The following is an 18,584-nucleotide window of genomic DNA, read 5'->3' on the forward strand; positions in this document are numbered from 1 at the left end:
CCCCCGGCCCCTGCGACGCCCGCGGCCCCGGCGGCACCCCGGACGGGCGCCGCCCCCCGCTTCGGGGCCGCGGATCCGTCCGCCAAGGCGCGGCGGCTGGCGAGGGCGCTGGTCTCGGACATCGTCACCTACCACCCGGACCGCCGCGAGGCGGCGCTCCGCGACGGGACGCTGAAGCGGGAATTCATGGAGGAGATCAAGAAGAGCTGGGAAGAGTACGTGCTCCAGGTGGGCCGCGAGACGGCGCAGGGCACCACCCACTTCCGCGACGCCCTCAACGACATCCTGGCGCGGGGGCAGAAGGTCTTCTGAGGCGCCGGACGGCCCTCCCGCGCCCCGGAACCGGAGTCGTTTGCACGGGGTAGTGCGCGGGAGTATATTCCCGCTGCGCACATGCCCGAGGGCCGTCCAGCAGGGGCGGCCCTTGTCATTGGTGGAACCCGCGACCCGAACATGATCACCGATACGCAGTCCAGGCTCGACGTGTACCGCGAAAGGCTCGATGAGCTGAGGGGGTTTCTTTGACGTCGCTGCCAAGCAGGAGAAGCTGAGGCAGCTCGAAGCCCGCATGGCCGACCCGGCGTTCTGGAACGACGCCGAAAAGGCGCGCGAGGTAATCGCCGAGGCCAACGCCGTGAAGGCGTGGACGGACCCCTGGAGCCGCCTCGCCACCAAGGTGGACGAGCTGACGGAGCTGGGCGAGCTCCTCGCCGTCGACGAGGACCCGGAGCTCTCCGCCGAGTGGGAGCGCGAGGTGGAGGCGGTCGGCGCCGGGCTGGACGACCTGGAGCTCCGCAGGATGCTCCAGGGGCCCGACGACCAGCGCGACGCCCTGGTGACTATCCATCCCGGAGCCGGCGGGACGGAGTCGCAGGACTGGGCCGAGATGCTGCTGCGGATGTACACCCGCTGGGCGGAGCGCCGCGGCTACGACGTGGAGCTGCTCGACCAGCAGGAGGGCGAGGAGGCCGGGATCAAGTCCGCCACGCTGGAGATCCGGGGCGAGTACGCCTACGGCTATCTCCGGGCCGAGCGCGGGGTGCACCGGCTGGTCCGCATCTCCCCGTTCGACTCGCAGGCGCGCCGGCACACCTCCTTCGCCTCCGTGTTCGTCTACCCGGTGGTGGACGACACCATCGAGATCGAGGTCCGCGAGGAGGACATCGAGATGGACGTGTACCGTGCCTCCGGCGCGGGCGGCCAGCACGTCAACAAGACCAGCTCCGCGGTCCGCCTCCGCCACGTCCCCTCCGGGATCGTGGTGGCGTGCCAGCAGGAGCGCTCGCAGCACAAGAACCGGGCGACCGCCATGAAGATGCTCAAGGCGGCGCTCTACCAGCGCGCGCTGGAGGAGCAGGAGAAGGAGAAGGCCAAGCTGGAGTCCACCAAGACGGACATCGGCTGGGGGAGCCAGATCCGCTCCTATGTCTTCCAGCCGTATACGATGGTGAACGACCACCGCACGGAGCTGAAGCTCCCGGAGGTCCAGAAGGTCATGGACGGCGACCTGGATCCGTTCATCCACGCGTACCTGAAGCAGTCCGGCGGAGAGCACTGATGGCGACCCAGGAGGTGATGGAGCGCGAGCGCGTGGTGGAGGACCGGCTGGACAAGGTCCGGGCGCTGCGCGAGCGCGGGGTGGAGCCCTTCGGCTACGCGTACGACCCGACCCACTCCGCGGAGGACGCCCGTGCGCTCTTCGAGCGGTGGGAAGCGTCCGAGCGGCCGGAGGGGGAGGGTGGGCCGGCGGAGACGGTGCGTCTGGCCGGGCGCGTGGTGGCGAAGCGGGTGATGGGGAAGAGCACCTTCGTTCACCTGGCCGACCGCACCGGGCGGATCCAGCTCTACCTCCGCGTCAACGACCTGGGGGAGAGCTACGCCCTGCTGGACCTTGTGGACCTGTCCGACTGGGTGGGCGCCGAGGGACGGCTCTTCCGCACCCGCACGGGCGAGGTGTCGCTCCGGGTGGAGCGGTTCGAGCTCCTTTCCAAGGCCGTGCGCCCCCTCCCCCTGGGGAAGGAGGAGGTCGACCCGGACACGGGCGAGCGGCGCGTGTACTCCGGGTTCAGCGACGTGGAGGGGCGCTACCGCCAGCGCTACGCCGACCTGGCCGTGAACCCCGAGGTGCGCGAGGTGTTCGTCACCCGCGCCCGCATCGTCAGCGCGCTCCGCCGCTTCCTGGACGAGCGCGGCTTCGTGGAGGTGGAGACGCCGGTGCTGCAGCCGCTCTACGGGGGCGCGCTGGCGCGGCCGTTCACGACCCACCACAACGCGCTGGACGTGCAGCTCTACCTCCGCATCGCGGACGAGCTGTACCTGAAGCGGCTGATCGTGGGCGGGATGGAGCGGGTGTACGAGATCGGCAAGGACTTCCGGAACGAGGGGCTCTCGCGCTTCCACAACCCGGAGTTCACCATGCTGGAGTTCTACGCCGCCTACCTGGACTACCGGGGGGTGATGGAGCTCACGGAGGAGATGCTGGGCTACGTCGCACGCGAGGTCCTGGGCGGCGGTCCCGTGTGCTTCGCAGGGCACGAGATCGACTTCACGCCGCCCTTCCGCCGCTACACCATGTACGAGGCGCTGCGGGAGATCGGCGGGGTGGAGGTGGAAGCTGCCTCTCCGGAGGCGCTGCGGGAGCGCGTCCGGGCGCTGGGGGGGAGCGAAGACCCGGCGGCGATGGGGCGGGGGAAGCTGATCGACGAGCTGTTCGGCTCGCTGGTGGAGCCGAAGCTGATCCAGCCCACCTTCATCACCGACTATCCGCGGGAGATGTCCCCGCTCGCCAAGCCGAAGCGGGGGGATCCGGAGCTGACGGAGCGATTCGAGCTGATCGTCGCCGGGAAGGAGCTGTGCAACGCGTACAGCGAGCTGAACGACCCCATCGACCAGCGCGAGCGCTTCGAGGCGCAGAAGCGGCTCATGCTCGCGGGCGACGAGGAGACGCAGCCGCTGGACGAGGACTTCCTGCGGGCGATGGAGTACGGGATGCCCCCAACCGGCGGCTTCGGGATGGGGGTGGACCGCCTGACGATGATCCTGGCCGACCAGCCGTCGATCCGCGACGTGATCCTGTTCCCGACGATGCGGCCCGAGTGAGCGTCGCGCCGTCCACCTGGAGGAGCCCGTGAACCTGGAGTGGTACATCGGCCGGCGCTACCTCGCGTCGCGACGCGGCACCCGCTTCCTCTCGCTGATCACCGCCATCTCCATCGGCGGGGTGACGGTGGGCGTGATGGCGCTGATCGTGGTGACCGCGGTGATGACCGGGCTGCAGACCGACCTGCGCGACAAGATCCTGGGGACCAACCCGCACATCTGGCTCACCACGTACGGCGAGACCATGCGGATGGACGACTGGCCGCGCGTGCTGGAGCGCGCCCGCAGGGTGCCGGGCGTCAGCGCCGCCGCGCCCTTCGTGCACACCGAGGTGGGGCTCCGGAACCGCGGCGGCCACGCAGAGTTCGGGATCCTCCGCGGGATCGACCCTTCCGCCGAGGGGCCGGCGGTGACCGACATCATCGCGCAGATCCGCCGCCGGGAGGTGGGGCTGGGCGAGACCCGCTCCGGCTACCCGCCGGTGCTGGTGGGGCACGCGCTCGCCGACCGGTTCGGGCTGTACGAGGGCGACGTGGTGGACGTCTTCTCGCTGGCGGGCGCACAGGTCAGCCCCGTGGGCGGGGTGATCCCGCGGGGGCGGAAGTTCGAGGTGGTGGGGCGGTTCAGGACGGGGATGTACGAGTACGACCACAAGTTCATGTACACCACCCTGGAGGCGGCGCAGGACCTCACCAACCTCGGGACCGCCGTGTCCGGGCTTGAGGTGCGCGTCCCGGACCCCATGACGGCCGACGTGGTGGGGCGGCGGCTGGAGACGGCGCTGGGCTTCCCGTACCGCTCCGAGGACTGGAAGTCGATGAACTCGTCCCTCTTCTCCGCGCTGCAGCTGGAGAAGCTGGCGATGACCGTCATCCTCCTCCTGATCGTGGTGGTGGCCGCCTTCAACATCGTTTCCACGCTGGTGATGGTGGTCACCGACAAGACGCGGGAGATCGGGATCCTCAAGTCGATGGGGCTGACCTCGCGGCGCGTCCTGAAGATCTTCATGGTGCAGGGGCTGGTGATCGGGATCATCGGCTCCACCCTGGGGGCGGCCGGCGGCCTGCTGGTGACCTGGATCATCGACCGCTACGAGCTGATCAAGATCCCGGGCGACGTCTACTTCGTGGACCACCTCCCGGTCGCCTTCGACCCGGTGGACATCATCGTGATCCTGCTGGCCAGCGTGCTGATCTCCTTCCTGGCGACCGTCTACCCGGCGCGGCAGGCGGCGGGGCTCCTCCCGGTGGAGGCGATCCGGCATGAGTGACCCGACGCAGCCGGCGGTCCTCGCGCGCGACGTCGCCAAGTGGTACGTGGGGGGCGACGGCAGGCCGATCCAGATCCTGGACGGGGTGCAGCTCGAGGTCGCGGTCGGCGAGACGATCGCCGTGATCGGCCAGAGCGGGGCGGGCAAGTCCACCCTCCTGCACCTGCTGGGCGGGCTGGACGTGCCCACATCGGGCGAGGTGCACGTGGGCGGGAGCGTGCTCGCCCGGCTGCCGCCGGAGGCCCTGGCGAAACTCCGCAACGAGAAGATCGGCTTCGTCTTCCAGTTCCACCACCTGCTCCGGGAGTTCTCCGCGCTGGACAACGTGGCGATGCCGCTCCTGATCGCGGGCGTGCGGCCGCGCGCCGCGCGCGAGCGAGCCCGGGAGATGCTCGGGAGCGTGGGGATGGAGCACCGCCTGGAGCACAAGCCCGGGCAGCTTTCCGGCGGCGAGCAGCAGCGCGTGGCGGTGGCCCGCGCGCTGGTCACGCGGCCGGTGCTCCTCCTGGCGGACGAGCCCTCCGGCAACCTGGACCCCCCGACGGGGGAGCGGCTCCACGACCTCCTCTTCGAGGTGAGCCGGGAGAACGGGGCGGCGATGATCCTCGTCACCCACAACCTGGACCTGGCCGCGCGCGCGGACCGGGTATTGCGGCTCCACGCCGGGACGCTGATCCCCGCCGAGACGGAGCGGGAGGAGCAGCCGGCGGGGCCCTGGGGGGGGTGAGCCCCCCCCGTCACGAGACACACGATGCGGGCGGACCGAGCATGCAGTGCGAAAAGTGCGGGAACAACCCGGCGGTGATCCACCTGACGCAGATCGTCGACGACGAGATGACCACGCGGCACCTCTGCGACACCTGCGCGGCGGACATGGGGCTGGACGCCGGGGAGGGCCCGGAGACCGCGCCGCTGACCGACTTCCTGGCGCAGATGGGGAAGGGGCTCCCGGTCGGGATCCCGTCCGCCGGCGGCGCCTGCGAGTTCTGCGGCCTGACGATGAACGACTTCAAGCGCACCGGCCGGCTGGGGTGCCCGCACTGCTACGCGCAGTTCGAGCCGCACCTGCGGGGGCTGCTGCGCAAGCTGCACGGAGGGACGCAGCACATGGGGAAGGTGTACCTCCCGCCGGACCCGCGGGAGACGGACCGCACCGCGCGAGTGGCGAGCCTGCGGCGGAGCCTGGCGCGCGCCGTCGAGTCGGAGGACTTCGAGAGGGCGGCCGTGCTGCGCGACCAGATCCGCCGCGCCGAGGCCGCCGAGGCCGCCGAGTGAGCCGGAGGGAAGGAAACGATGCGTGACGTCAAGACGCCGCCGGAGGGCGGCCTGGAGTGGCTGAGCGCGGAGGGGCCCCACTCCGACATCGTGTTTTCCACCCGGGTGCGCCTGGCACGAAACCTTCAAGGGTTCCGCTTCGGGCTGCGGGCAACGGAGCCGGACCGGCGGTCGGTGCTCCACCTGACCCGGGAGGCGGCGGAGGCGACGGAGTCGCTCCGGGACGGAGCCGCCCTGGCGCTTCCGGGGCTGGACGCGACGCAGCGGCAGCTCCTGCTGGAGCGGCACCTGGTCAGCAAGGAGCTGGTGGAGGGGAGCGGCGGGCGCCCGCCGTCGCACGCGGCGCTGATCCTGGCGGAGCGCGACGGCGTGAGCGTGATGGTGAACGAGGAGGACCACCTCCGGCTGCAGAGCCTGGTGAGCGGGTTCCGGCTGCGGGACGCGTGGGGGCTGGTGGACCGCCTGGACGAGGAGCTGGGGGCGCGGCTCCCCTACGCCTTCCACACGGAGTTCGGGTACCTGACGTCGTGCCCGACCAACGTTGGGACGGGGCTCCGGGCCTCGGTGCTGATGCACCTCCCCGGGCTGGTGCTCACCCAGGAGATCGGCAAGGTCCTCCAGGGGATCTCGCAGGTGGGGCTGACCTTCCGCGGCCTGTACGGGGAAGGGTCGGAGGTGGTGGGGAACTTCTTCCAGATCTCGAACCAGACGACGCTGGGGAAGACGGAAGAGGACCTGGTGGACCACCTGCAGCGCATCGTGCAGCAGGTGGTGCAGTACGAGATGCAGGCGCGCAACGTCCTGCTGCGGGACGCGCCCACGGTGATCGAGGACAAGGTATGGCGCGCCTACGGTCTCCTGCGGCACGCGCGGTGCGTCTCTTTCGAGGAGGTCATGAACCTGCTGAGCGGCGTAAGGCTAGGCGTGGGGCTGAAACTTCTCCCCGGGCTCAGTGTATACTCGCTCAATCGAATCATGATCTTCACGCAGGCTGCACACCTGGAGCAGATGGCCGGTGGAGTCCTCCCGGAAGGGGAGGTGGACGTCTACCGCGCCGCCTACGTTCGGCGGATCCTCGCCGAGGCGGGAGACCCCTCTCCCGAAGGCGACGACGGCGAGCTTCCGAGGTAGGGCCTGTCTTCTCGCCATACGGATGCTTCGCAACGAAAGGGCACGATGAACTACAATTTCACAGACCGGGTACGGAAGGTACTCGCGATGGCCCGCGAGGAGGCGATCCGGCTCCAGCACGACTACGTCGGCACCGAGCACATCCTGCTCGGGCTCATTCGCGAGGGTGAGGGCGTGGCCGCAGCGGTCCTGCAGAACCTGTCCGTCGACCTGGAGCAGATCCAGGAGCGCGTGGAGGAGTCGGTGCGCCGCGGCAAGGCGACCATCGCCCTCGGCGAGCTGCCGTACACCTCCCGCGCCAAGAAGGTGCTGGAGTTCGCCATGGCCGAGGCGCGCGAGCTGAACCACTCGTACGTCGGCACCGAGCACCTCCTCCTGGGCCTCCTTCGCGAGGAGAAGGGGATCGCCGCGGAGGTCCTGGGGCAGCTCGGGATCACCCTGGAGGACGCCCGCCGGGAGACGCTGAAGCTGCTCGGCTCCGAGCCGAACGCCGCGCAGGCCGCTCCCAGCACCTCGTCCTCCATCGGCAGCTCCAGCACGCCCAAGGGGGAGAAGAAGAGCAAGACCCCCGCGCTCGACCACTTCTGCCGCGACCTCACGGAGCTGGCGCGCCAGGGCGAGCTCGACCCGACCATCGGCCGGGCCGAGGAGATCGAGCGCGTCATGGAGATCCTGTCCCGGCGCAAGAAGAACAACCCTGTCCTCATCGGGGAGCCGGGCGTCGGGAAGACCGCCATCGTCGAGGGGCTCGCGCAGCTCATCGCGGAGGGGAACTGCCCGGACTCGCTCCGCGACTACCGGGTGCTCTCGCTCGACATGGCGGCCGTCATCGCCGGCACCAAGTACCGCGGCCAGTTCGAGGAGCGGCTCAAGGCGGTGATGAACGAGATCTCGCAGAACAAGAACATCATCCTCTTCATCGACGAGCTGCACACGCTGGTGGGCGCCGGCGCCGCGGAGGGCGCGATCGACGCCTCCAACATGCTCAAGCCGGCGCTGGCGCGCGGCGAGCTGCAGTGCGTGGGTGCCTCGACGCTGAACGAGTACCGCAAGTACATCGAGAAGGACGGCGCCCTGGAGCGCCGCTTCCAGACGGTGGCCGTGGACCCGCCCTCGATCGAGGAGGCGGTGCAGATCCTCCACGGGCTCAAGTCCCACTACGAGGACCACCACCGGATCGTGATCACCGACGAGGTGATCGAGGCCTCGGTGAAGCTGTCGGAGCGCTACATCACCGACCGCTTCCTGCCGGACAAGGCGATCGACGTCATCGACGAGGCCGGCGCCCGCGCCCGCCTGGCGACCCAGGTCCCGCCGCCGGAGGTGGCGGAGCTGAAGAAGCGGGTGGAGGAGATCGCCGAGAAGAAGGACGAGGCGATCCGCGACCAGGACTTCGAGCGCGCGGCCGAGCTGCGCGACCACGAGCGCGAGCTTCAGCGGGAGATCCAGGAGAAGGAGAAGGCCTGGGAGGAGGAGCGCCGCACGCATCGTCCCGCGCTCACCGAGGACGACGTGGCGTTCATCGTCTCCCGGTGGACGGGGATCCCGGTCACGCGGCTCCGCGAGGCGGAGACGGCGCGGCTCATCGGGATGGAGGACGAGCTGCACCAGCGCGTCATCGGGCAGGACCGCGCCATCAAGGCGATCTCCCGCGCGATCCGCCGCTCCCGTGCGGGGCTCAAGGACCCGCGCCGGCCGATCGGCTCGTTCATCTTCGCCGGGCCCACGGGCGTGGGTAAGACGGAGCTGGCCCGCGCGCTGGCGGAGTTCCTCTTCGCCGACCGCGACGCCCTGATCCGCGTGGACATGTCGGAGTACATGGAGAAGTTCTCCGTGTCGCGGCTGATCGGCGCGCCTCCGGGATACGTGGGCTACGAGGACTCGGGGACGCTGACCAAGGCGGTCCGCCGCAAGCCGTACTCGGTGGTCCTCCTGGACGAGATCGAGAAGGCGCACCCGGACGTCTTCAACATCCTCCTGCAGGTGCTGGACGAGGGGCACCTGACGGACAACTACGGCCGGGTGATCGACTTCAAGAACACGGTCATCATCATGACCTCCAACCTCGGCGCGCGCGACATCGGGAAGGGGCCGGGCCTGGGCTTCCACACCCAGAGCAACCAGACCCAGTTCGAGCGCATGGAGGAGAAGATCAAGGAGGAGATCGAGCGCGCGTTCAACCCGGAGTTCATCAACCGGCTGGACGACTCGATCATCTTCCACCCGCTCACCCGCGAGGAGATCGGGCAGATCATCCACAACCTCCTCGCCGACGTGGAGAAGCGTCTCCAGGAGGAGGAGCTCAAGCTGAAGCTCACCGACGAGGCGGTGAACTTCATGATCGAGCACGGGTACGACGAGAAGTTCGGCGCGCGTCCGATCAAGCGGGCGATCCAGCGCTACCTGGAGGACCCGCTCTCGGAGAAGATCCTCCTGGCGGAGTTCTCGCCCGGGGACGAGGTCGAGGTCTCGGTCGCCGAGGACGGGCAGTCGCTCGCGTTCAGAGTTCCCTCTTCATCCAAGACGTAATGTCTCGATTCGGCAGCCGGATGGGGAGGGTCGCGGTTCTCGCGGCCCTCCTCGGCATTACAGCGACGGGCGCGGCCGTTCCCTCCGCACGCGCCCAGGAACCGACCCCCACCGCACCTCCCGCGCAGCAGCCGGCTACCGTCCTCGACTCGGTCGAGGTCCGGGGCAACCAGCGCGTGGGTGAAGCGGCGATCCGCACCACCTCGGGGCTCCGCCCCGGGACGGTGCTGCGCGGGCCGGAGATCCAGACGGCGATCCGCCGCCTCATGGCGACGGGGAACTTCGAGTCGGTGGAGATCCTTTCGCGGGACACCCCCGGCCCAGGCGTGACGCTGGTGGTGCAGGTCAGCGAGCGTCCGCTCATCGCGCAGTACGAGTTCGAGGGGCTGCGCAGCGTGAGCGCGAGCACCGTGCGCGACACGGTGGGGCTGCGGCCCAACCAGCCGCTGAACCCGGCGCTGGTGGTCCGGACGGAGCAGATGATCCGCGAGCTCCTCGCCAAGCAGGGGCTCCAGGTCGCTTCCATCGACACGGCGCTGACCCCGGTGAGCTCGCCGGCGGGGGCCTACCGCCTGACGTTCAACGTCCGGGAGGGGAACCGGCTGGCGATCGCGGACATCGACTTCCAGGGGAACCAGGCGTTCTCGGACGACGCGCTCCAGGGCGCGATGCGCACGAAGGAGGAGGGGTTCTTCTGGTTCCGCTCCGGGCGCTTCGACCGGGAGACATTCCAGGCCGACCTGCGCGAGCGCCTGCCGTCGTTCTACGGCGCGCGGGGGTACATCGACTTCGCCGTGCTCTCCGACACGCTGGTGGTCGACCCGCAGACCGGGAAGGCACGCCTCGTGGTGGACGTCGCCGAGGGGCCGCAGTACCGCCTGGGCGAGTTCCGGGTGGAGGGGAACTCGCGCTTCCCCACCGACGAGGTGGCGCGGCTGTACATCGTCGAGCGCGGATCCGTGCTCGGCCTCCCCTTCGGTGGGGGCGGCCAGCGCGAAAAGGGCCAGGTCTTCAACCGGGCCGCCCTGGACGACGCCACGGGCGAGCTGCGGCGGATGTACAACAACGAGGGGTACCTGTACGCCCAGGTGGAGCCGATCATCCGCCGGGTGCCCGCCTCCGCCCCGGGCGAGTCGCCCACGGTGAACGTGGTCTGGGCCATCTCCGAGCAGCAGCCTTTCTACGTCCGCTCGGTGAACATCGAGGGGAACACCTTCACCCACGAGTCGGTGATCCGCGAGCGCCTGCTGGTGCTCCCGGGCGACGTGTACAACGAGGAGCGGCTGATCGCCAGCTACACCAGCATCGGCGCGCTCGGGTTCTTCGAGACCCCGCTCCCGACGCCGGACATCCGGCCTGACCCCGAGACGGGCGAGGTGGACATCACCTTCGTCGTCAAGGAGAAGCAGACGGGGCAGATCAGCTTCGGCACCATGATCGGCGGGAGCTACGCCGGGCGCGGCGGCGGCTTCTCGGGCTACCTGAGCTACGCGCAGCCCAACCTCTTCGGGCAGGGGAAGCAGGCCAGCCTGCGCGGGGAGCTGGGCTACGGGCGGACCGCGCTGGAAGCGTCGTACACGGACCCGGCGGTGTTCGGGACCCGGAACTCCGCGAGCGCTTCCGTGTTCCACACCGGCGACCGCTACTTCACCTTCGGGAACGTGCGGCGCCTGCGGACCGGCGGCTCGCTGCAGGTGGGCCTCCCGGTGCCCGGGCTCTTCCGGACGCGGGCGTTCGTTGGGTACTCGCTGTCGCGGACGGGCTACTTCGGCCCGAACGACGAGGACTGCGCGCCCGAGTCCACGGAGATCGAGTGCCTTCCGGACGCGACGGCGAGCAGCCTATCGCTGGCGCTGACCCGCGACACCAAGAGCCACCCGCTCTTCCCGATCTCGGGGACGCGGCAGTCGCTGTCGGTGGCGCAGACGGGCGGGCCGCTCGGCGGCGACGGGAGCTTCCAGAAGGTTTCCACCGATCTGGAGTGGTGGGTGCCGGTCGCGCGGGTGGGCGGGTCCGCACCGGGGCAGCGGCCGATCCGGATGGCGCTGGGGCTGAATGCCCGCGCGGGGACGATCTTCGGCGACGCCTCGCTCTTCCCGTTCGAGCAGTTCTACGCGGGCGGGACGCGCCTGGGCCAGCCGCTCCGCGGCTACCCGGACGCCTCGATCAACGCCCTGGGCTTCGACGAGAGCTGCGGCGGGAGCAGCTTCCGGCTGGAATGCCTGGGGAACTCGTTCTTCACGGTGTCCGCGGAGTACGCGGTGCGGGTCACCGACCAGCTCTCCGTCTCGGCGTTCGGGGACGCGGGGAACGTCTGGCGGAGGGCGGAGCAGTTCAACCCGAATCGGCTCTTCCGCGGCGCCGGGTTCGGGGGAACGGTGGTGACCCCGTTCGGCCCGATCGGTCTGGACATCGCGTACGGCTTCGACAGGCCGGTGCCGGGCTGGGAGGTGCACTTCAAGTTCGGTCAGGGCTTCTGACACCAAACCACGGAGCGTTCGAATGAAGCGTTTTCTGTCCGCCAGCGGTCTCCTGGCACTCGCCCTCCTGGCCGGGGCGGTGCGCCCCGCCGAGGCGCAGGCACCGAAGTTCGGCTACGTGAACACGGACAAGATCCTGTCCGGGATCCCCGCGGCGGCGCAGGCGCTGCAGCAGCTCGAGGCCGCCGCCACGGCGTACCAGACTCGCGCGGACTCGCTGGGCCGGCAGTTCCAGGCCATGCAGCAGGCGTTCAGCAACCTCCCGGTGACCGCCACCGCGGAGCGCCGCCAGCAGGAGCAGCAGCGCCTGCAGACGACCATGCAGCAGTACCAGCAGCAGCTTCAGCCGCTGCAGCAGGCGGCCGAGGAGAGGGAGCAGGCGCTCCAACTCCTCGTGCAGCCGTACGTGCGCCGCATCCCCGAGATCGTGGAGCAGATCCGCCGCGAGCAGAACTACTCGATGATCTTCAGCGTGGGGGAGAGCGGGCTGGTGGCGGCCGATCCGTCGCTGGACCTCAGCGACACGGTCCGGCAGCGGCTCCTCGCTTCTCCGGCCCCGGCGGCGCCGGCGCAGCAGCCGCCCGCACGCCGTCCGTAGTCCGGGCTTCGCCCGTTCCCTGTGCCTGCGGTCCCTCCCGGGGCCGCAGGCACGTTCTGTTTCCTGCCGTAAGATCATGCCGGAGCTGACCGTTTCCGAGATCGCGGAGTTGGTGGGTGGAGAGGTGCAGGGCGACCCCGCGCGGCCGATCCGCGGGGTGGCGGCGCTGGACGCCGCCGGGCCGGAGCACCTTTCGTTCGTTGCCAACCCCCGGTACCTCCCGTATCTTGATGCCTCTTCGGCCGGGGCGGTGCTGGTGGCGCGCGGGCTGGACTGCACGCCCCCGGCGGGGACCGCGGAGATCCGCGTGGACGATCCTCACGCGGCGCTTGCCGCGGTGCTCCCGCTGCTCTACCCCGAGATCCCCGAGCCACCGGGTGTCCACCCCACCGCCGTGGTCGGCGAGGGGGCGGAGGTCGGAGAGGGCGCGAGCGTGGGGGCGTACGCCGTGGTCGGGCGGGGGGTCCGGATCGGGCCGCGCGCGCGGATCGGCGCGCAGGCGGTGGTCGGGGACGGGTGCGTGGTGGGCGCGGATTCGGTCCTCCATCCGCACGTGACGCTCTACCGCGGGGTGACGCTGGGCGAGCGCTGCATCGTCCACTCGGGGACGCGGCTGGGGGCCGACGGCTTCGGCTACGCGTTCGTGGAAGGCGCGCATCGCAAGGTCCCCCAGGTGGGGGGGTGCCGCATCGAGGACGACGTGGAGATCGGCGCCAACTGCACCATCGACCGCGGCTCGGTGGGCGACACGGTGGTGGGGCGGGGCACCAAGATCGACAACCTGGTGATGATCGGCCACAACTGCCGCATCGGGCGGCACGTGATCGTGGTCTCGCAGGTGGGGATCTCCGGGAGCACCACGGTGGGCGACTACGCGGTGCTCGGCGGGCAGGCGGGGGTGCAGGGGCACATCTCCATCGGGGCCGGAGCCCGGGTGGGCGGGCAGGCCGGGGTGATCGGCGACGTGCCGGCCGGGGAGACGGTCTCGGGCTACCCGGCGCGGCCGCACCGCGAGGCGATGCGCGTGAGCGCGCACCTCTTCCGGCTGCCGGAGCTGGTGAAGCAGGTCCGCCGCCTGGAGCGGGCGGTGTTCGGAAAAGCAGAGGGAACCCAAACCGACTGACTGACAACCCGCCGCGCGGCGGTCTTCGAAACGGATGAGCACGCCGAGACAGAACACGATCGGGGCCCCGCGGGAGGCCGAGGGAACGGGCCTGCACACCGGCGTGCGGGCCCGCCTGCGCCTCCTCCCGGCCCCGGTGAACACCGGGATCGTCTTCCGCCGCACGGACCTGCCGGGCTCGCCCGAGGTGCCGGCGCTGGTCGGCAACGTGGTCGACACGGACCACGGCACCACCATCGCCGCCGGGGAGGCCCGCGTCCACACGGTGGAGCACCTCCTTTCCGCCGTGGTGGCGCTGGGGATCGACAACCTGCTGGTGGAGCTGGACGCGCACGAGCCGCCGGCCGGCGACGGGAGCGCGAAGCTCTTCCTGGATCTCCTGGCCGACGCCGGGATCGAGGAGCAGGATGCGCCGGCGCGGATCCTCTCCGTCGACGAAGCGTTCTCGGTGGAGGAGAAGGGCTCCACCTACGTGGTGGCGCCCTCGCCGGACTACCGGGTCTCCACCACGATCGAGTTCGAGCATCCGCTGATCGGCCGGCAGTTCGGCTCCTTCCGGGTCTCTCCGGAGAGCTTCGGCCGCGAGGTCGGCCCGGCGCGCACCTTCTGCTACGAGCGGGACGTGGCGGCGCTCCGCGAGCGGGGGCTGGCACAGGGCGGCACGGTGGAGAACGCCGTGGTCCTCACCGAGACGGGGCTGGTGGAGGGGATGGAGCTTCGCTTCCCGGACGAGTTCGTTCGCCACAAGGCGCTGGACGTGGTGGGCGACCTGGCGCTGGTCGGCGCCCGCCTGGCCGCGCACGTGGTGGCGGAGCGGCCGGGCCACCGCGGGAACGTGGCGCTGGCGCGGGAGCTGGTCGCCCGGCGCGAGAAGAAGGCGCTCGCCCGGCCGATCCTGAACATCGAGCAGATCATGCAGTACCTGCCGCACCGCTACCCCTTCCTCCTGGTGGACCGGGTGGTGGAGTTCGAGGAGCGGAAGCGCATCGTGGGGCTCAAGAACGTGACCATCAACGAGCCCTTCTTCCAGGGCCACTTCCCGGGCCGGCCGGTGATGCCCGGGGTGCTGATCATCGAAGCGATGGCGCAGGTGGGCGGGCTCCTGGTGCTGGAGAACGTGGAGAACCTGGAGGACAAGGTCATCTACTTCCTCGGGGTGGACAACGTCCGCTGGCGCCGGCCCGTCACCCCGGGCGACCAGCTCCGGTTCGAGGTGGAGCTGACCCAGGTGCGCGGGGCCACGGTGAAGATGCGCGGCGTGGGCACCGTGGACGGCCAGCTCGCCGCCGAGGCGGACATGATGGCGCGCGTGGTGGAGCGGTAGCGAGGGATGGCGACCTTGACCGAAGCGCAGATCCACCCCACCGCGATCGTGGACCCGGCCGCGGAGCTGGGCGAGGGCGTGTCGGTGGGCCCGTACAGCATCATCGGCCCGGAGGCCAGGATCGGGCCGGGAACGCAGGTGGGCCCGCACGTCCTGATCGAGGGCGACACCACCGTGGGCGCGGAGTGCGTGCTCCACAAGGGCGCGGTGCTGGGGACTGCTCCGCAGGACCTGAAGTACCGCGGCGAGCCGACCCGCCTGGTGGTGGGCGACCGCACCCACGTGCGCGAGTACGCCACGCTCAACCGCGGGACCGCGGCGAGCGGGGTGACGTCGGTGGGGAGCGACTGCCTGCTGATGTCGTACGTCCACGTGGCGCACGACTGCCGCATAGGGAACCACGTGATCCTCTCCAACGCCGTGAACATGGCGGGGCACGTGGCCATCGAGGACTGGGTGATCGTGGGCGGGATGACGCCGATCCACCAGTTCGTCCGCATCGGGCAGCATGCCTTCGTGGGCGGGCAGTCGCGGATCGCCAAGGACGTGCCCCCGTACGTGAAGGCGGCGGGGATCCCCCTGCAGCTCTACGGCCTGAACTCCGTGGGGCTGCAGCGGCGCGGCTTCCCGGAGGAGGTGCGCCGGGAGCTGAAGCGGGCGTACCGGCTCTTCTTCGCTTCCGCGCACAACACGACGCAGGCGCTCGCCCGTGCGCGCGAGGAGCTCCGGGAGATCCCGGAGGTGGAGAACTTCCTGGCCTTCTTCGAGCGGAGCGAGCGGGGGGTGTCGGTGTGAACGGCTCCGCGCTCCCCGTGGGGGTGGTGGGGGTCGGCTCGCTGGGCTTCCACCATGCGCGAATCCTGCGGGACGTCCCGGGGGCACGGCTCGCCGGGGTGTACGACGTGGACGAGGCGCGCGCCGCGAGGGTGGCGGAGGAGCTCGGCGTCCGCGCCTTCGCGGCGCTGGAGGAGCTGCTGGCCGGAGTGGAGGCGGCGGTGGTCGCGGTTCCCACCACGCGCCACGCGGAGGTCGCCCTGGCGGCGCTGGAGCGCGGGGTGCACCTGCTGATCGAGAAGCCGATCGCCTCCACGCTGGAAGAGGCGGACCGGATCGTCGGCGCGGCGGAGGCCGCGGGAGTGCTGGTGGCGACCGGGCACGTGGAGCGCTTCAACGGGGCGCTGCGCGCCTGCGAGGAGCACCTGGAGGGGCCCCGCTTCGTGGAGTCGCACCGGCTGGCGCCCTTCAACCCGCGCGGGACCGACGTGGCGGTGGTGCTGGACCTGATGATCCACGACATCGACCTCGTCCTGGGGCTGGTGGGGCGCGAGGTGGAGGAAGTGCACGCCATCGGGGTGCCGGTGCTCACCGGGAGCACCGACATCGCCAACGCGCGCATGGGCTTCGAGGGTGGCGCCGTGGCGAACATCACCGCGTCGCGCGTGTCGCTGGAGCGGATGCGGAAGATCCGCTTCTTCCAGAGTTCGGGGTACATGTCGCTGGACCTGGCGGCGGGGACGGGGGAATTCCTGCGGCTGAGGAAGGGCGCGCGCCTCCCCGAGGGGGAGGTCGGCCCCGCGGCGCTGCTGGGGCTGGTGGACCGCGTGGAGCTGCGCGGAGACGGCAACGAGCCGCTCCGCGCGGAGCTGGAGTCGTGGGTGCGCGCGGTCCGCGGCGAGGGGCCGCTGGTGGTGAGCGGGCACGACGGGCGGCGGGCGCTCGCGGTGGCGCTGGACATCCTGGGACGGATCGAGCACAATGGTGCCTCCTGGCAGCCGGCCTAGACGGCGCCGGGCGAACGTGCAGGGCGGGACTCCGCCGCCGTCCCCGACGCGTCTCCTGATCCTCCTGGTGGTCGTGGTGGCCGCGATCTGGTTCCTCCTTTCACGGTTGCCGGGTTGAGCGGCAGACGGCCCACCCTCTTCATCGCGGCGGGCGAGCCCTCCGGCGACCTCCACGGCGCCGGGCTCGCCCGCGCTCTGCGTGCGCGCCTCCCCGACGCCCGGCTGCTGGGGCTGGGCGGCTCGCGGATGGCCGCCGAGGGGGTGGAGCTCCTCGCGGGCGTCGAGGAGCTGGCGGTGATGGGCTTCGTGGAGGTCCTGCGCCACCTCCCCTTCTTCATCGGCCTCCGGCGCCGGGTGTTCTCCGCGCTGGAGCGCGAGGGGGTGGACCTGGTGGTCCCCATCGACTATCCCGGCTTCAACCTCCGCCTCGCCAGGCACGCGCGGCAGCGGGGGATCCCCGTCCTCTACTACATCTCCCCCCAGGTCTGGGCGTGGCACGCCGAGCGGACGCGCGACATGGCGCGCGACGCGGACGTGGTCGCCGTGGTGCTCCCCTTCGAGGAGAAGTTCCTCCGCGACCGCGGCGTCAACGCCGTCTTCGTCGGACACCCCCTCCTGGACCTCCCGCCGCGCGGGGAGTCCCGCGCCGAATGGGCCGCCCGCGCCGGGCTGGACCCCCGGCGCCCCGTCCTCGCCCTCTTCCCCGGCTCCCGTCCGCAGGAGGTCCGTCGGCACCTGTCGCTCTTCTCCGCTGCGGCGGAGCGCGTCGCCGCCGCCGAGCCGGCGGTGCAGCCCGTCGTCGGCATCCCCGGCGACGTCGACCGCTCCATCTACGCCGGGACGCGGTGGCCGCTGCTGCCGGGCGCGTCCGGGCTGCTGGAGCACGCGGACGCGGCGCTGGTGAAGTCCGGGACCACCACACTGGAGACGGCGCTCGCCGGGACCCCGGCCGTGGTGGCGTACCGGATGAACCCGCTCAGCTACGCCATGGCGAAGCGGCTGGTCAAGGTGCCCCACATCGCGCTGGCGAACCTGATCGCGGAGGACCGCGTCTTCCCCGAGTTCGTGCAGGAGCAGGCCACGCCGGAGTCGCTCGCTGCGGCGATCCTCCCTCTCCTCGACGGGAGCTCCCCCCGGCGGCGGGAGATGGTGGGGAAGCTCGCGGCGATCCGCGCGAAGCTGGCGGCTGGCGAGGGGGAGGGCGGCGCGGCGGAGCGCACCGCGGCCATCGCGGCGAGGCTGCTGGAGGACCGTGGCCAGGCCTGACGCCGGGGACCGCCCGGGCTCCCGGGACGCCGGTCTGAAGACCCGGCTGGTCGCGGGCGCGGGGGGCGGCCTCCTGTCCGCCCTCCTGGAGACCTGCCGGGTCTCGCACCGGGGGGTGGAGAACCTGGAGCGTCTGGAAAGGGAGGGGAGGGCGGCCGTCCTGGTGCTCTGGCACGGGCGGCTCCTTCCCTGTACGTACTGGAACCGCCACCGGCGGCTCGTGACGGTGGTGAGCCAGCACCGCGACGGGGAGTACATCTCGCGGGTGGTGCAGAAGTGGGGGTACACCACCGTTCGGGGCTCCAGCAGCCGGCGCGCCGCCGGAGCCCTGCGCGAGCTGGTGCGGTACCTGCGCGCGGGGCGGTCGGTCGCGATCACGCCCGACGGCCCGCGCGGCCCCCGCCAGGTGATGAAGCCCGGCGCGCTCCTGGCGGCGCAGCTCACGGGCGCGCCGATCATCCCCGGCGCGGGCGGGGCGAGCCGGGCGTGGTGGTTCGGGAGCTGGGACCGCTTTCTGGTGCCGAAGCCCTTCTCCCGGGTGCGCATCGCGTACGGCGAGCCGATCTGGGTTCCCCGCGACGCGGACGACGCAGACCTGGAGCAGATCTCCCGCGAGGTGGAGGCACGCCTGAACGAGCTTACCGCCCTCGTGGACGACGAGGAGGGATGGGAGCGGGGGTGAGCGCGCGCGCCTGGGTCGCGCGCTGG

General features: G+C 71.1%; 15 protein-coding genes and 1 pseudogene. All 16 read left to right on the plus strand.

Translation table 11 applies throughout. From position 1 onward, the window contains the following. Nucleotides 1-312, plus strand: a 312-nt coding sequence (locus VGR37_17290; protein ID HEV2149166.1) for a hypothetical protein, incomplete at its 5' end; no start/stop codon positions are given. A 220-nt stretch (nt 313-532) separates the two neighbouring features. Beyond that, nucleotides 533-1,558 (plus strand): annotated as a pseudogene (gene prfB, locus VGR37_17295) (peptide chain release factor 2). Next, the gene (gene lysS / locus VGR37_17300; GenBank protein ID HEV2149167.1) at nt 1,558-3,099 is read left to right on the plus strand and encodes a lysine--tRNA ligase; all 1,542 of its coding nucleotides are present in this window, start codon (nt 1,558-1,560) and stop codon (nt 3,097-3,099) included. The pseudogene prfB and the gene lysS overlap by 1 nt, the downstream one beginning before the upstream one ends. Before the next feature lie 28 nt (nt 3,100-3,127). Beyond that, nucleotides 3,128-4,369 (plus strand): ABC transporter permease, encoded by a 1,242-nt coding sequence (locus VGR37_17305; protein ID HEV2149168.1) that lies wholly within the window; start codon nt 3,128-3,130, stop codon nt 4,367-4,369. After that, nucleotides 4,362-5,096 (plus strand): ABC transporter ATP-binding protein, encoded by a 735-nt coding sequence (locus VGR37_17310; GenBank protein ID HEV2149169.1) that lies wholly within the window; start codon nt 4,362-4,364, stop codon nt 5,094-5,096. Before VGR37_17305 ends, VGR37_17310 begins: the two co-directional genes overlap by 8 nt. A 41-nt stretch (nt 5,097-5,137) precedes the next feature. After that, entirely contained in the window at nt 5,138-5,644 is a 507-nt protein-coding gene (locus VGR37_17315; GenBank protein ID HEV2149170.1) for a UvrB/UvrC motif-containing protein, read from the plus strand. A gap of 18 nt (nt 5,645-5,662) precedes the next feature. Continuing rightward, complete coding sequence (locus tag VGR37_17320) at nt 5,663-6,775, plus strand: protein arginine kinase (GenBank protein HEV2149171.1); 1,113 nt, start codon at nt 5,663-5,665, stop codon at nt 6,773-6,775. Nucleotides 6,776-6,820: 45 nt separating this feature from the next. Then, nucleotides 6,821-9,304: an ATP-dependent Clp protease ATP-binding subunit gene (locus tag VGR37_17325; GenBank protein ID HEV2149172.1), complete on the plus strand. Its 2,484-nt coding sequence runs from the start codon at nt 6,821-6,823 to the stop codon at nt 9,302-9,304. A gap of 20 nt (nt 9,305-9,324) precedes the next feature. Then, complete coding sequence (bamA, locus tag VGR37_17330; GenBank protein ID HEV2149173.1) at nt 9,325-11,784, plus strand: outer membrane protein assembly factor BamA; 2,460 nt, start codon at nt 9,325-9,327, stop codon at nt 11,782-11,784. Between the two features lie 22 nt (nt 11,785-11,806). Continuing rightward, nucleotides 11,807-12,382 (plus strand): OmpH family outer membrane protein, encoded by a 576-nt coding sequence (locus tag VGR37_17335; GenBank protein ID HEV2149174.1) that lies wholly within the window; start codon nt 11,807-11,809, stop codon nt 12,380-12,382. 76 nt (nt 12,383-12,458) lie between these two features. Next, nucleotides 12,459-13,505 (plus strand): UDP-3-O-(3-hydroxymyristoyl)glucosamine N-acyltransferase, encoded by a 1,047-nt coding sequence (gene lpxD, locus VGR37_17340; protein ID HEV2149175.1) that lies wholly within the window; start codon nt 12,459-12,461, stop codon nt 13,503-13,505. A gap of 34 nt (nt 13,506-13,539) precedes the next feature. Continuing rightward, nucleotides 13,540-14,829, plus strand: a complete 1,290-nt coding sequence (locus VGR37_17345; protein ID HEV2149176.1) for a bifunctional UDP-3-O-[3-hydroxymyristoyl] N-acetylglucosamine deacetylase/3-hydroxyacyl-ACP dehydratase — start codon at nt 13,540-13,542, stop codon at nt 14,827-14,829. Between the two features lie 6 nt (nt 14,830-14,835). Further along, on the plus strand, nt 14,836-15,624 hold the full coding sequence (gene lpxA / locus VGR37_17350) for an acyl-ACP--UDP-N-acetylglucosamine O-acyltransferase (GenBank protein HEV2149177.1): 789 nt from the start codon (nt 14,836-14,838) through the stop codon (nt 15,622-15,624). After that, on the plus strand, nt 15,621-16,610 hold the full coding sequence (locus VGR37_17355) for a Gfo/Idh/MocA family oxidoreductase (GenBank protein HEV2149178.1): 990 nt from the start codon (nt 15,621-15,623) through the stop codon (nt 16,608-16,610). The genes lpxA and VGR37_17355 overlap by 4 nt, the downstream gene beginning before the upstream one ends. Before the next feature lie 114 nt (nt 16,611-16,724). Continuing rightward, nucleotides 16,725-17,876, plus strand: coding sequence for a lipid-A-disaccharide synthase (lpxB, locus tag VGR37_17360; protein HEV2149179.1), 1,152 nt, complete (start codon nt 16,725-16,727; stop codon nt 17,874-17,876). Further along, complete coding sequence (locus tag VGR37_17365) at nt 17,863-18,558, plus strand: lysophospholipid acyltransferase family protein (protein ID HEV2149180.1); 696 nt, start codon at nt 17,863-17,865, stop codon at nt 18,556-18,558. The genes lpxB and VGR37_17365 overlap by 14 nt, the downstream gene beginning before the upstream one ends. The last annotated feature ends 26 nt before the right edge of the window (nt 18,559-18,584 follow it).

It is taken from the genome of Longimicrobiaceae bacterium, from assembly GCA_035936415.1.
Classification (GTDB): Bacteria; Gemmatimonadota; Gemmatimonadetes; order Longimicrobiales; family Longimicrobiaceae; genus JAFAYN01.